13 protein-coding genes are annotated in these 12,533 nt (G+C 68.7%); 9 read left to right on the top strand and 4 right to left on the bottom strand.

Annotation, left to right across the window (positions count from 1 at the left end; genetic code table 11):
• Positions 1-33 precede the first annotated feature (33 nt).
• On the bottom strand, positions 34-441 hold the full coding sequence (locus QH290_RS12520) for a DUF3499 domain-containing protein (RefSeq protein WP_280382932.1): 408 nt from the start codon (positions 439-441) through the stop codon (positions 34-36).
• Between the two features lie 105 nt (positions 442-546).
• Here QH290_RS12520 and QH290_RS12525 point away from each other — a divergent pair, with 105 nt between their 5' ends.
• Positions 547-1,023, top strand: a complete 477-nt coding sequence (locus tag QH290_RS12525) for a metallopeptidase family protein (RefSeq protein ID WP_280265832.1) — start codon at positions 547-549, stop codon at positions 1,021-1,023.
• A gap of 203 nt (positions 1,024-1,226) precedes the next feature.
• Here the strand turns inward: QH290_RS12525 and QH290_RS12530 are convergent, their stop codons facing one another.
• Positions 1,227-1,460, bottom strand: a complete 234-nt coding sequence (locus QH290_RS12530) for a WhiB family transcriptional regulator (RefSeq protein WP_030515006.1) — start codon at positions 1,458-1,460, stop codon at positions 1,227-1,229.
• 614 nt (positions 1,461-2,074) lie between these two features.
• Here QH290_RS12530 and cofD point away from each other — a divergent pair.
• From cofD to QH290_RS12550, 4 genes are all read left to right on the top strand, one after another.
• Positions 2,075-3,040 carry a 2-phospho-L-lactate transferase gene (gene cofD / locus QH290_RS12535; protein ID WP_280265834.1) on the top strand — a complete coding sequence of 322 codons (966 nt, stop codon included), beginning with the start codon at positions 2,075-2,077 and terminating at the stop codon, positions 3,038-3,040.
• 8 nt (positions 3,041-3,048) lie between these two features.
• Positions 3,049-4,401 (top strand): coenzyme F420-0:L-glutamate ligase, encoded by a 1,353-nt coding sequence (locus tag QH290_RS12540; protein ID WP_280382939.1) that lies wholly within the window; start codon positions 3,049-3,051, stop codon positions 4,399-4,401.
• A gap of 30 nt (positions 4,402-4,431) precedes the next feature.
• The gene (locus QH290_RS12545) at positions 4,432-4,950 is read left to right on the top strand and encodes an NUDIX hydrolase (protein WP_280382933.1); all 519 of its coding nucleotides are present in this window, start codon (positions 4,432-4,434) and stop codon (positions 4,948-4,950) included.
• A gap of 169 nt (positions 4,951-5,119) precedes the next feature.
• Positions 5,120-5,350 (top strand): hypothetical protein, encoded by a 231-nt coding sequence (locus tag QH290_RS12550; protein WP_280382934.1) that lies wholly within the window; start codon positions 5,120-5,122, stop codon positions 5,348-5,350.
• 420 nt (positions 5,351-5,770) lie between these two features.
• On the opposite strand, the gene dtd is transcribed toward QH290_RS12550, so the two are convergent.
• Both dtd and QH290_RS12560 read right to left on the bottom strand, forming a co-directional pair.
• Positions 5,771-6,214 (bottom strand): D-aminoacyl-tRNA deacylase, encoded by a 444-nt coding sequence (gene dtd, locus QH290_RS12555; RefSeq protein ID WP_280382935.1) that lies wholly within the window; start codon positions 6,212-6,214, stop codon positions 5,771-5,773.
• Between the two features lie 136 nt (positions 6,215-6,350).
• A complete protein-coding gene (locus QH290_RS12560) occupies positions 6,351-7,151 on the bottom strand; it encodes a MerR family transcriptional regulator (RefSeq protein WP_280382936.1) in 801 nt (266 codons plus the stop codon).
• A 267-nt stretch (positions 7,152-7,418) separates the two neighbouring features.
• On the opposite strand from QH290_RS12560, the gene QH290_RS12565 reads away from it, so the two are divergent.
• From QH290_RS12565 to QH290_RS12580, 4 genes are all read left to right on the top strand, one after another.
• The gene (locus QH290_RS12565; RefSeq protein WP_280261282.1) at positions 7,419-8,981 is read left to right on the top strand and encodes an amino acid permease; all 1,563 of its coding nucleotides are present in this window, start codon (positions 7,419-7,421) and stop codon (positions 8,979-8,981) included.
• Between the two features lie 487 nt (positions 8,982-9,468).
• Positions 9,469-11,571, top strand: coding sequence for a serine/threonine-protein kinase (locus QH290_RS12570; protein ID WP_425303592.1), 2,103 nt, complete (start codon positions 9,469-9,471; stop codon positions 11,569-11,571).
• A gap of 133 nt (positions 11,572-11,704) precedes the next feature.
• Positions 11,705-12,004 (top strand): hypothetical protein, encoded by a 300-nt coding sequence (locus QH290_RS12575; protein WP_280266719.1) that lies wholly within the window; start codon positions 11,705-11,707, stop codon positions 12,002-12,004.
• Positions 12,005-12,017: 13 nt separating this feature from the next.
• On the top strand, positions 12,018-12,524 hold the full coding sequence (locus QH290_RS12580) for a YbaB/EbfC family nucleoid-associated protein (protein ID WP_280266720.1): 507 nt from the start codon (positions 12,018-12,020) through the stop codon (positions 12,522-12,524).
• The last annotated feature ends 9 nt before the right edge of the window (positions 12,525-12,533 follow it).

Raw genomic sequence — 12,533 nt, forward strand, 5'->3', positions numbered from 1 at the left:
CCCCCCCCCCCCCCCCCCCCCCCCACTACAGGATCAGTTCGGGGGGTCCGGCAGGACGCGTAGGTGGCCTCGGCGGCCGGTTCGGGTGGGGCGGCCCGGGCGGGTGGGGCGGGAGGGGGCCGGGGGGTAGTCGGAGTACCCGTGTTGTTCGGGCTCGGGGGCGCGGCGGCGCATTCCGGCCTCGCGCACGGCCTCGGCGAGTGCGGTCAGATCGTCGTCGTCCGGTGTGCTGGAGGAGAATCCGCCCTCGTGGCGGACCATGTCCCAGCCCTTCGGGGCGGTGATCCGGGAGGCGTGGGTCTCGCACAGATCCCAGGAGTGCGGCTCGGCGACGGTGGCCAACGGGCCGACGACGGCCGTCGAGTCGGAGTACACATAGGTCAGCGTCGCGACGGCCGGGTTCTTACAGCCTGGTCGGCAGCAACGACGCAAGGGAATCACGCCATGGAGAGTAACGCCCCGCACGCCCGCGCGCCCAGAGACACGCTCGACGGGCCGAAGGTTACTGGTTCGCGGCGCTCGACACCGGTTTACTAGATTCGACACATGACCCGTTCACGGAAGCGGCGGCCGCCGACGGCGCGGTCGGTGATACGTCGTGGGCGCGGGGTTCGAGGACCCGTGCTGCCGCCGACCGTGCCCGCCTGGCGCACCCGCGGCCAGCAGTTCGACCGGCTGGTGCTGGAGGCGTTCGCGCCGCTGGACGGCCGCTGGCACGACCGCCTCACGAAGCTGGATATCGCGGTCGACGATGTGCCGAAAATCCGTCCGCTGCACCCGGATTCGGTCTCGTGGCCGGACGAGGTGGTGGCCGACGGCCCGGTGCCGCTGTCGCGGCTGATCCCGGCCGGAGTGGACCGGCACGGGGCCGCGACGCGGGCGCGCGTGGTGCTGTTCCGCAAACCGCTGGAGCTGCGCGCCAACGACCCGGACGATCTGGTGGAGTTGCTGCGCGAGGTGCTCGTCCAGCAGATCGCCACCTACCTCGGCGTCGACCCGGACGTCATCGACCCGGAGGAATAGCCGGGACGACAACGGAGGGGCGGCAGCCCCGCATCAGGTGTGTACCCGCATCAGGTGTGTGGCCGGAGTTCGGCCGAATCCGGTACTCGCGAGAAACCCTCGTGTACCGCGAAACCTCTTGTCGCGGTATCGCTTTCGTGCGAGTTGTCGCGGCGGACCGGGCGCCGCCGTGGAGGCGCCGGGGAATTCCCGGGCTCCACGGTTCAGCTGATGCCGCGCTTGAGGCGTCGGCGTTCCCGCTCGGACAGGCCGCCCCAGATGCCGAAGCGCTCGTCGTGGGCGAGTGCGTACTCGAGGCATTCGTCGCGGACCTCGCAACCCATGCAGATCCGCTTCGCCTCCCGGGTCGATCCGCCCTTCTCGGGGAAGAACGCCTCGGGATCGGTCTGGGCGCACAGCGCCCGTTCCTGCCACTGTTCCTCGATGGTGTCGAACATCGTGTCGAAGTCCGTGACGATGAGACTCAGCTTCGGCGGTTCAGGCTTGTGCTGAGTGCGTGCCCACTGTCCTCCTTGTGGCGCCGGATTGCCCGACTCCTCCCCAGTAGTCACTGTCTCACCCCCCTCTCGTTGGTCGTTACGGAAGTCAGCGAAGGCGCGAGGTGCTGCGCCTGCTGTGGAATCGGTTTGCGATACACCGCCAGGGTTGCCCGACGGGGCCAGCTCTTCGGCCATCGCTCCGCCTCCTCACTGTGTGTTAGCGCAGAATGATTTTCCGTCGGAACCGATCTGCCCACCGACGGCCCAACACCGCGACGTTGTCCCGCGGACATCCCCGAGCTCGTCATTCCGATGCGAACGGGTGTTCGAAACTTGGCCCGCGCCTTGCACTCTCGCGCCGACCCGGAATGACATGCCTGTGATTAGACACGCCGGACGCGGCGATGGTCAAGCTGCCGACACAATTCCGTTACTATCCGCCGCCGGTTTCGATGCGGTTCGGTGACCCTCGAGTAGCAAATGAGCAGCAAATATGCTCCGCGGCGTGACCTTCGCGGCACCGCATAGGCTGTGCGGATGTGACTGGAGAACAAGCGGACATCGCACCCGAGATCGGCCCGCGCATTGCCGTGCTGGTCGGCGGAGTCGGTGGCGCGCGCTTCCTGCAGGGCGTGCGCGAACTGCTGCCCGAGGCCGACGTTTCGGCCATCGTCAACGTCGGCGACGACGTGTGGATGCACGGGCTGCGCATCTGCCCCGACCTGGACACCTGCATGTATACGCTCGGCGGCGGCATCGACACCGAACGCGGCTGGGGGCGGCAGGGTGAAACCTGGCACGCCAAGGAGGAGCTGGCGAAATACCGTGCCCAGCCGGATTGGTTCGGGCTCGGTGATCGCGATATCGCCACGCATCTGGTCCGCAGCGAAATGTTGCGCGCAGGATACCCGCTGTCGGCGGTTACCGAAGCGCTGTGCAACCGGTGGCAGCCGGGCGTCAAACTGCTCCCGGCAACCGACGACAGATGTGAAACGCACGTTGTCATCAGTGATCCCGACAGGCCTGGCGAACGTCGCGCGATTCATTTTCAGGAGTGGTGGGTACGCTATCGCGCGAACGTCGAGACCCATGGATTCGTCACAATCGGGGCGGATCAGGCCAAACCGGCGCCAAATGTGACGCAAATCATAGCCGACGCCGACGTGGTGCTGCTGGCCCCCTCCAACCCGGTGGTCAGCATCGGCGCCATCCTCGCCGTGCCGGGTATTCGCGGTGCGCTGCGGACCACCCGCGCGAGGGTGGTGGGGCTGTCGCCGGTGATCGACGGAAAACCGTTGCGCGGCATGGCCGATGAGTGCCTGTCGGTGATCGGCGTGCAGACCTCCGCGGAGGCGGTCGGCGGCTACTACGGCGCCCGCTCGGACACCGGCATCCTGGACGGCTGGCTGGTGCACTCGACCGATACCGCCGAGGTGCCCGGCGTCGAGGTGCGCAGCGTGCCGCTGTTGATGACCGATCCCGCCGCGACCGCCGAAATGGTACGCGAGGCACTGGATCTCGCGGGGGTGAAGCCGTGAGTGAACCGATGCCGTTCTCCGCGGGCGATCACGCTCGCGGCGGTGCGCTGACCATACTTCCCGTGACCGGGCTGCCCGAGTTCCGTCCCGGCGACGATCTCGCCGAACATCTTGCCGCACAGGCGCCCTGGTTGCGCGACGGCGACGTGCTGGTGGTCACCAGCAAGATCGTCGCCAAGGCCGAGGGGCGCATCGTCGCCGCGCCCGCCGACCCGGAGGAGCGAGATACGCTGCGGCGCAAGCTCGTCCGCGAGGAGGCGGTGCGGGTGCTGGCCCAGAAGGGCCGGACGCTGATCACCGAGAACCGGATCGGCATCGTGCAGGCCGCCTCCGGTGTCGACGGTTCGAACGTCGAACAGGGCGAACTGGTGCTGCTGCCCGCCGATCCCGACGGCAGCGCGAAGGCGCTGCGCTCCGCGCTGGCCGCCCGGCTGGGCGTGGACGTCGCGGTGGTCATCACCGACACCATGGGCCGAGCCTGGCGGATCGGCCAGACCGACGCCGCCATCGGTGCGGCCGGGCTGCGCGTGATCCACGACTATGCGGGCGCGGTCGACGGCCAAGGCAACGAGCTGCAGGTCACCCAGGTCGCGGTCGCGGACGAACTGGCCGCGGCGGCCGATCTGGTGAAGGGGAAGCTGGGCGGCGTCCCGGTCGCGGTGGTGCGCGGGTGGGCGTCCACCGATGACGGTTCCACCGCCGCGGCCCTGCTGCGCCGCGGTGCGGAGGACCTGTTCTGGCTGGGTACCGCCGAGGCCATCGAGCGCGGCCGCGACGAGGCGATACTGCTGCGGCGTTCGGTCCGGCAGTTCGCCGATACCCCCGTGGAACCCGAGCTGATCCGGTCCGCGGTCGCGGTGGCGCTGACGGCCCCCGCGCCGCACCACACCCGCCCGGTCCGTTTCGTCTGGTTGCGGCGCAACGGATTACGCGAGCAGCTGCTGGAGGCGATGGCCGACAAGTGGCGCGCCGATCTCACCGCCGACGGGCTGTCTCCGGAACGGGTGGAGCGCCGGATCGCCCGCGGCCGGATCCTGTTCGACGCCCCCGAGGTGATCATCCCGTTCTGCGTGCCCGACGGTGCGCACGCCTATCCGGACGAGCGCCGCCGTGCCGCGGAGTCGACGATGTTCACCGTGGCGGTCGGCGCGGCCGTGCAGGGCCTGCTGGTCTCGCTCGCCACGAAAGGCGTCGGCAGCTGCTGGATCGGTTCCACTATCTTCGCACCGGAGATCACCCGCGAGGTGCTGGGCCTGGAGCCGGATTGGAACCCCCTGGGCGGCATCGCGATCGGCTATCCGACCGAGGAGCTGACGCCGCGCGAGCCACGGGATTCGAGGTTCGGACTGCTCGAGCTGTGAGGCCCGCTCGCCAACTATCGAAGGGAACAGATGACTGCGGAATCGCTCCATGAGTCGGCCACCGACGTGCTGGAAACCTGGTCTCCCCCAACGAGTTCGGACCAGTCGATCCGGCAGGCGATGCTCGCGTTCCTGGGTTCGGCCCCGCGCGGGTGCCTGCGCGAGCACGCGCCCGGCCACATCACGGCCTCGGCGATGGTGTTCTCCCACGACGAGCGCGAGGTGCTGCTGACCCTGCATCCCCGCGTGGGCCTGTGGATCCAGCTCGGCGGTCATTGCGAGGAGAGCGACGAGACCGTACTCGGCGCGGCCCTGCGCGAGGCCACCGAGGAGTCCGGCATCGAGAACCTGACGATCGAACCCGGCCTCTACGGCATCCAGGCCCACCCCATCACCTGCTCCCTCGGCGTCCCCACCCGCCACCTGGACCTGGTCTTCAAGATCAAGGCCCCGCAGGGCGCCACCCCCGTCCGCAGCTCGGAATCCACCGACCTCCGCTGGTGGCCCGTAACCGCCCTCCCCACCGACACCGACCTCATCCTCCACTGACCGACGGGAATGATGGCGGCCGGGCCGCGGCGACGGGATCCATGGAAGCGGGGGGGGGGGGGGGGGGGGGGGGGGGGGGGGGGGGGGGGGGGGGGGGGGGGGCGGGGGGGCCCCCCCCCCCCCCCCCCCCCCCCCCACGGCGGTGTTCTATCGCGATCGGCAGGGACTGATGCTGCGCATCGGTAACTGGGCGGTGCATCTGGACGAGCCAGGAGTCACTGTCGACTGGGCCCGCACGGGCGAGGCTTCCGCACAATTCCGGGTGCTGTTCGACGGGGTTCCGCTGTGCGACATGCGTTATCGAAGTACATTGTCCGACAACGACATCGGCATGTTCGTGCACGATGTGCTGGGTAACGCGGCGCGCCGATCGCGGCTGTTCGCGGGTGCTGTGCGCTGACCGGTTGCTGACGTTCTCGAAGGCCCGTCAGTCGTGTATGTCGGCGCGGCGGTGGTGTTCGGTCATGGTTGTCAGAGGCACGATGCCGGTCCAGCCGCATGGGCGGTCGCAGGAGGCGAAGACGGTTCGGGTGTCGCGCAACGTTGTCGAAGCCCTTGCGGGGTAACCGCATTCGGGGCATTTGCCGAAATAGTCGAGGATCTCCCGCAGCTCCGATGTCGCGGTGGGTGGAAGGCGTTTGCGCATTCTGGTCTATCTCCCGGCCCGGTCGGGGCCTGCTGTTCAGTCGTGAGTCGTGCTCGACGTTAGCCGGATCGGCACCACGCCATCGCCATTCCGGATCCCGCTGGAGGTTTCACAAACCACGCCCGCGCGCCTTCCCATCCGACCACAGTCGGCGGAGGAATCGTGTTGCCGGGCTCAGGCTTCCAGCAGGATCGTCACCGGGCCGTCGTTGACCAACTCGATCTGCATGTGGGCGCCGAATCGGCCGCTGGCGACGGTGGCGCCCAGCGCGCGCAGGGTGTCGGCGAAGGCGTCCACCAGGGGTTCGGCGATCGGTCCCGGCGCGGCGGCCGACCAGGACGGTCGGCGGCCCTTGGCCGTGTCGGCGTAGAGGGTGAACTGGCTGACCACGAGGATCGGAGCGTTCAGATCGGCGGCGGAGCGTTCGCCGTCGAGGATCCGAAGCCGGAACAGCTTGTCCGCCAACGTTTTCGCGGTACCTGCCGTGTCGTCGTGGGTAGCCCCGACGAGTGCGAGCAGGCCGTGTGGCGCGCCGGTGGCGGCGGGATCGATCCGCCCGACGATCTCATCATCGACCGTGACCTGCGCCGAGGTCACCCGCTGCACAAGGACTCGCATGTCCGCGATCATCGCAGATGGACGGCTCGACTTCCCGCACCCCCTGTTGGTTCCCGCATACGTTTCAGGCGCTTGCAGGGGGTGCGTGGTCACGCAAGGGGTGCGGGGGCACGCAAGGCGGGACGGTTATGGCTCGCTAGTCGGTGGGACGTAGGCGGGTTGTGGGGGTGGTGGGGGCGGACTGTTCGCCCTGGAGTTCGTCGAGGCCCCTGGTTGCGTGTTCGAGGTACCGGCCTACGAATCGGTTGACCAGTTCGGCGGATACCCGGCCGGGCAGGGATCGGGTGGTGGCCAGCTGCTCGGAGAATTCGGCCAGGTCGTGGGCGGTTTGCCCGGACTGCTGGTATCGCTGGACCGCGGTGCTCTCGAACAGGTCGACGAAGCGCCGGGCGATGTGGTCGCAGTCGGCGCGCAGCCGTTCCAGCTCGTCGAGCACGCGCACCTGCGGCGCCCCCGACATCATCAGCTGTTCGGCGAACCGGACGAGCTGCGGATCGCTCTCGCGATAGGTGGTGGCGTCGAACGGCTCGTACAGCCCGGCCGCCACGACGCGGGCCAGTCCGTTCGGGACCTCGCCGTAGCGGGCCGCGAGATCCGTTGCGGCAATGGTCTTTTCGGACGGCTGACGGGGTTGCGGCGTGGTGCCGCGCGGCGGTGCGCCCTCCGCCTCGAGGCTGACGCCGAGGACGTCGCCCAGATCGTCGCCGCGGTCCCAGGCGTCGAGCAGCTCCCGGATGCCGCTCAGTTTGATTCCGCGATCCATGAGCCGGCTGATGATGCGCACGCGGTTCAGGTGCTGCGGGCTGTAGATCCCGGTCCTGCCCTTCAAGCGCGGCGGCGGCAGCAGGCCGCGCTCCTGGTAGGCCCGCAGGCTGCGCACGGTCATGCCGGATTCGCGCGCCAGCTCGTCGATCGTGAACTCCGCACCCGATGTCATGTCTCAAGGAAACCACACCGGAACGCCCGTCGGCCCCGTGTGAGCTCGGTAGGTGCCCTGGTCGGGCGGGTGTCGCCGGGGCAAACGGCGCCCGCGCGTGTCTCCTGGTAATTTGCTGCCGATCGCTATTGCCGGGCAATCGTTTTCGGCCGTTCGGCTCGAGTTTCCGCGATGTTACGAATTTCGTCCCCACGTTGTATATGCCATCGATTGGAGGTATGTTCCATGGACTGATGGTATGATCGGCATCACAGGAGAGGTCTAGTTATGACCACCGTTCAACACCCGCCGGAGACGGAGGCGGCCGCGCGTGGCTTGGACGCCGAGGACGCGGGTTATCACAAGGCGTTGCGGCCTCGCCAGCTGCAGATGATCGCGATCGGCGGGGCGATCGGCACCGGGCTTTTCCTGGGGGCCGGTGGCCGACTGCACGAGGCGGGCGCCGGGCTGTTCGTCGCCTACGCGGTGTGCGGCATCTTCGTGTTCTTCATTCTGCGGGCGCTGGGTGAGCTGGTGCTGCACCGCCCGTCGTCGGGTTCGTTCGTGTCCTACGCGCGTGAGTTCTACGGGGAGAAGCTGGCGTTCGGCGTGGGCTGGATGTACTTCTTCCACTGGTGTATGACCGGCATCGTCGACATCACGGCGATCGCGACCTACGTCCACTACTGGGGTGCGTTCAAGGTGATCCCGCAGTGGACCATCGCGCTGATCGCCCTGGCGGTCGTGGTCGCCATCAACATGGTGTCGGTGAAGTGGTTCGGTGAGATGGAGTTCTGGGCGGCGCTGATCAAGGTGGTCGCGCTGGTGAGCTTCCTGATCGTGGGCACGGTCTTCCTGGCGGGGCGCTTCACCATCGAGGGCGCGCAGACCGGTATCAGCGTGATCAGCGAGCACGGCGGTCTGCTGCCGAACGGCTCATTGCCGCTGGTGTTGTCCATTACCGGCGTGGTCTTCGCTTACGCCGCGGTGGAGTTGATCGGCACCGCCGCCGGTGAGGCGGAGAACCCCGAGAAGATCATGCCGCGCGCGATCAACTCGGTCATCGCCCGCATCGCGCTGTTCTACGTCGGTTCGCTCGTGCTGCTGGCGCTGCTGCTGCCCTTCACCGCGTTCAAGTCCGGTGAGAGCCCGTTCGTGACGTTCTTCTCCAAGCTCGGCGTCGGTGGCGCCGGTACGGTGATGAACCTGGTCGTGCTGACCGCGGCGTTCTCGAGTCTGAATGCCGGGTTGTATTCGACCGGCCGGATCCTGCGGTCGATGTCGATGAACGGCAGTGCGCCGTCGGTGGCATCGCGGATGTCGAAGCAGGGCGTTCCCTACGTGGGCATTCTCGCCACCGGCACGATCGCGCTGGCCGGTGTCGGGCTGAACGCGATCGTTCCGGAGAAGGCGTTCGAGATCGTGCTGAACATGTCGGCGCTGGGCACCATCACGGCGTGGGCGGCCATTCTGCTGTGCCAGATGAAGCTGGTGCGGTGGTCGAAGGAAGGTCGCGCGGAGCGTCCGTCCTTCCGGCTGATGGGTGCGCCCTACACCAATATCGCCGCGTTGATCTTCATGGCGATCGTGGTGGTGCTCATGCTGTTCGGTAAGGACGACACCCAGCGCGGGGCCGTCATCGCGATGGCGGTGATCATGGTGCCGCTGCTGGTGGGCGGCTGGTTCCTGGCGCGCCGCAAGGTGCTGCACGTGGCGGCGCTGCGCGAGGGATACACGGGCCAGTTCCCCGTGCTCGCCGAGCGGCCGCTCGAGCATCGCGAGGATCGCGCCGAGGAGTCTTCCGAATCGAGTGCCCACCCCGAACCCCGCGATGAGGCAGAATCGCGGTAATACCCGTCGGTCCCGACTCTGTGACGCCGCATGGGACCGGCCCCGGTCGCTCCGCGGGACGGATTATCCCCGCCCCGCGGGGCGGTTCAGGTTACGGGTCGGCTCGATAGGTTGAGAGGGTCACATGCCGGACGATGCCACCGCATCCGACCGCCTGTGCCCGCAGCCGTGGGCATCACGTCAACTGCGCGAGGCCGACGGCTACCGGTGGGGCACTCGCGGCGCCACCGGGACCAGCCCGTGGTCGCCCGAGTTCGAGAGTTCGGGCCGGTCGGGCAATCAGGGGGCCGAGTTCGAAGGTTCCGGCCGGTCGGGCAATAAGGGGGCCGAGTTCGAGAGTTCGGGGTGGTTGGGCAATCAGGGGGCCGAGTTCGAAGGTTCCGGCCGGTCGGGCAACGAGGGGGCGGAGTTCGAGGGTTCGGAGAGGGCTGGGGTCGAGGGCGGGGATCCCGGGTCGAATCGTGAGGGGGGTCGGTCTCGGCCCAGCGTGCGGCGGCTCGGTGCCGGGCTGGTCGCGCTGCCCGAGTTCCGTTCCACCGATCCGGGCACCGCGATGCTGGTGGATCCCGAGGTGCCCGAGGACAAGCGGTTCTGCTGGAAATGCTCGCAGCCGGTCGGCCGCTCCGGCGCGACCGGCCCGGCCCGGACCTCCGGCACCTGCGCGTCGTGCGACGCGCCGTTCAACTTCCGCCCGCTGCTCGATCCCGGCGATGTCGTCGCCGATCAGTACGAGGTGCAGGGCTGCCTCGCCTACGGCGGGCTGGGCTGGATCTACCTGGCCCGCGACCGCAACGTCGCCCGGCGCTGGGTGGTGCTCAAGGGCCTGCAGAACCCGCTGGATTTCGAGGCGAACGTGGTGGCGCTCGCCGAACGCCAATTCCTTTCGGAGATGGCGCATCCCGCGATCGTGAAGATCTTCAACTTCGTCACTCATCGAGCCGGAGACGGCGCCTCGTGCGGCTATATCGTCATGGAGTACATCGGCGGCCGCTCGCTGAAGACCGTGCTCGACATGCACGCGCCGCGTCGCATGCCGGTCGCCGAGGCCATCGCCTACGTGATGGAAATCCTTCCGGCACTGGACTATCTGCATTCGTTCGGGCTGGCGTACAACGACCTGAAACCGGACAACATCATGGTGAGCGAGGACGAGGTCAAGCTCATCGACCTCGGCGCGGTCGCGGCCCGGCAATCGGGCGGAAGCCTGTACGGCACACAGGGATACCAGGCCCCCGAATACACCACGACGGGCCCGACCATCGCATCCGACATCTACACGGTGGGCCGGACGCTGGCCGCGCTCACCCTGGACCTGCCCACCGACCGCCGCGGCCGCAAGCTGCCGGGGCTGCCGTCGCCGGATCGTGAGCCGGTGCTGCGGCGCTACCCGTCGTTCGAGCGACTGCTGCGCCGGGCCACGCATCCCGATCCCGCACAGCGGTTTTCGTCGACGTACGCGATGCACCGGCAGCTCGGTGGCGTGCTGCGGGCGGTGCTCGCCGCGGACACCGGTCGCGGTCATCCCCAGGTTTCGTCCGTATTCGGCGCGCCCCGTGGCGATTTCGGGGTCACCGCGCTGCTACGCCAGACCGACGGCATCATCGACGGCCGATACCGCCCACCCACCCTCGATGCCGCCAGTGTGCTTGCCGCACTGCCCGTTCCGTTGATCGACAGCGAGGATCCCAGCTACGAGCTGGTGTCGCCGCTGCTGCACGGCGACCCGAACCAGGCCCTGGACACCCTGCGGCTGCACCGGGACAACATGGCCGCCGGAAGTATCCCCATGCCCGAGTCCTTCGAACTGGAGGCGGGCCTGACCGAGATCCGCGCCCAGCTCGACCTGCGCCGGGTGGACGGTGCGCGCGCCGATCTGGATCGGTTGCGGGCCGGGTACCGGGGCGATTGGCGCCTGGACTGGTACACCGGCATCGCCGAGCTCAGCGAGGGCCGGATCGAGGCGGCCTACCGGCGATTCGACCTCGTGCACGCCGCGGTCCCGGGCGAGGTGGCCCCGCAACTCGCCCTCGCCGCCACCGCCGAACTGCTGCTGCAGAGCGCGGAGTCGGGAGATTCCGGGCAGTGGGCCCGGACCGCCGCCGCGCATTACCGCGCGGCCTGGCAGGTCGACCGCGGCCTGGCCAGCGCGGCATTCGGGCTGGCCCGCAGGCAGGTCGCCGAGGGCGCCGTCGTGGAGGCGGTCGCGACGCTGGAGCAGATGCCGGAGGTGTCGCGGCACTACAACGCCGCCCGGCTGACCGCCTGCCTGCTGCTGGTGTCGCGGCCCGCCGAGGAGTTGACGCAGGCCGATCTGAACGAGGCGCAGGCCCGGCTGCAGGCGCTCCCCGACGATCCGCGCGTGCTGCAGCTGCAGGCGGTCGTGCTGGGTGCCGCGCTGTCCTGGGTGCGCGCGGGCGGACGGGCCGAGCCCGAGCACGCCACCATTCTCGGATTTCCCTATACCCCAGCGGGTTTGCGCGAGGGGCTCGAGACCGCGCTGCGCACCGCCGCGCGTACTTCGCCGCGCAAGCTGCACCGCTACGCGCTGGTCGATCTGGCCAACAGCGTGCGGCCGCGGTCGTGGTGGTGAACGAATCCCGTTCACCCACTGGGGTATCTGTCGTTCACGTTCGCGCAACGAGCGATTTCCTCCCGGCTGTCATCGTGCAGTGATGTAGTCGGCGTCGGGCGGGCGCCGGCGGCAGAACGTGGAGGGAATGACGATGACCGTTGAGCTCGACCCGGAACGGTTCCGCAAGGCATCCATCAAGACGGCGGATGTCCGGGACAAGATCAAGGGAGTCATCGAGACGCTGCAGTCGTCGCTGGACTCCGGATCTCCCTGGGGCAACGACAAGATCGGCTCGCAGTTCTACGACGGCCCGAACGGCTACGGCGTCACCCGGACGAACCTCTACGGCAACGCCGGCAACTTCCGGACCACCTTCGGGGAGTTCTCCCAGGGGCAGCAGGACGCCGCGACGAAGCTGGAGAACCAGGACCGCGCCAACTTCCGGCGCTGAGCGGGGGTTCGGGGTGACAAACGAACATGCCAAGGCCGAGATGGCCGCGGTCCTCGACGGGGTCCGGGAGCAGTTGCGGACGATCTCGCGCATCCAGCAGGAACGCACGCGGCTGATGGCCACCGCGACCGTCCGCAAGCGGGTGACGGTGACGGTGAACGCCGACGGCACCGTCATCGAGACGAAGCTGGCCGCGGGGGTCGAGGACCTGACCTACCCCGAGCTCGCCAAGGCGTTCACCGAGGCCGCGCAGCAGGCCGCCGCGGAGGCGGCCCGCAAGGGGCAGGAACTGATGATGCCGCTGCACGATCAGCGCGCCCGGCTGCCCAAGCTGACCGATCTGATCGAGGACATGCCCGACCTCAGCGCCGAAACACCGCCTCCGCCACCGGTTTCCACCGCGCCGCCGGGTGCGCCGGAGCGAGCGGAGGAGCCCGCCGACGCGCTGCGGTACACCGACGTCGAAGCCATGCCCTCGGACGGTGAGCGCGATCGCCGTGTCACCGACTCCGGCTGGTAGTCGCGAAGT

This window comes from Nocardia wallacei (assembly GCF_029869545.1).
GTDB lineage: Bacteria > Actinomycetota > Actinomycetes > Mycobacteriales > Mycobacteriaceae > Nocardia > Nocardia wallacei_A.

Bases quoted from the DNA above. Each gene is read 5' to 3' on its own strand.
- QH290_RS12525 (WP_280265832.1), top strand. From the start codon at position 547: ATGACCCGTTCACGGAAGCGGCGGCCGCCGACGGCGCGGTCGGTGATA.
- QH290_RS12530 (WP_030515006.1), bottom strand. From the start codon at position 1,460: ATGTTCGACACCATCGAGGAACAGTGGCAGGAACGGGCGCTGTGCGCC.
- QH290_RS12540 (WP_280382939.1), top strand. From the start codon at position 3,049: ATGCCGTTCTCCGCGGGCGATCACGCTCGCGGCGGTGCGCTGACCATA.
- QH290_RS12545 (WP_280382933.1), top strand. From the start codon at position 4,432: ATGACTGCGGAATCGCTCCATGAGTCGGCCACCGACGTGCTGGAAACC.
- QH290_RS12550 (WP_280382934.1), top strand. From the start codon at position 5,120: ATGCTGCGCATCGGTAACTGGGCGGTGCATCTGGACGAGCCAGGAGTC.
- dtd (WP_280382935.1), bottom strand. From the start codon at position 6,214: ATGCGAGTCCTTGTGCAGCGGGTGACCTCGGCGCAGGTCACGGTCGAT.
- QH290_RS12560 (WP_280382936.1), bottom strand. From the start codon at position 7,151: ATGACATCGGGTGCGGAGTTCACGATCGACGAGCTGGCGCGCGAATCC.
- QH290_RS12565 (WP_280261282.1), top strand. From the start codon at position 7,419: ATGACCACCGTTCAACACCCGCCGGAGACGGAGGCGGCCGCGCGTGGC.
- QH290_RS12575 (WP_280266719.1), top strand. From the start codon at position 11,705: ATGACCGTTGAGCTCGACCCGGAACGGTTCCGCAAGGCATCCATCAAG.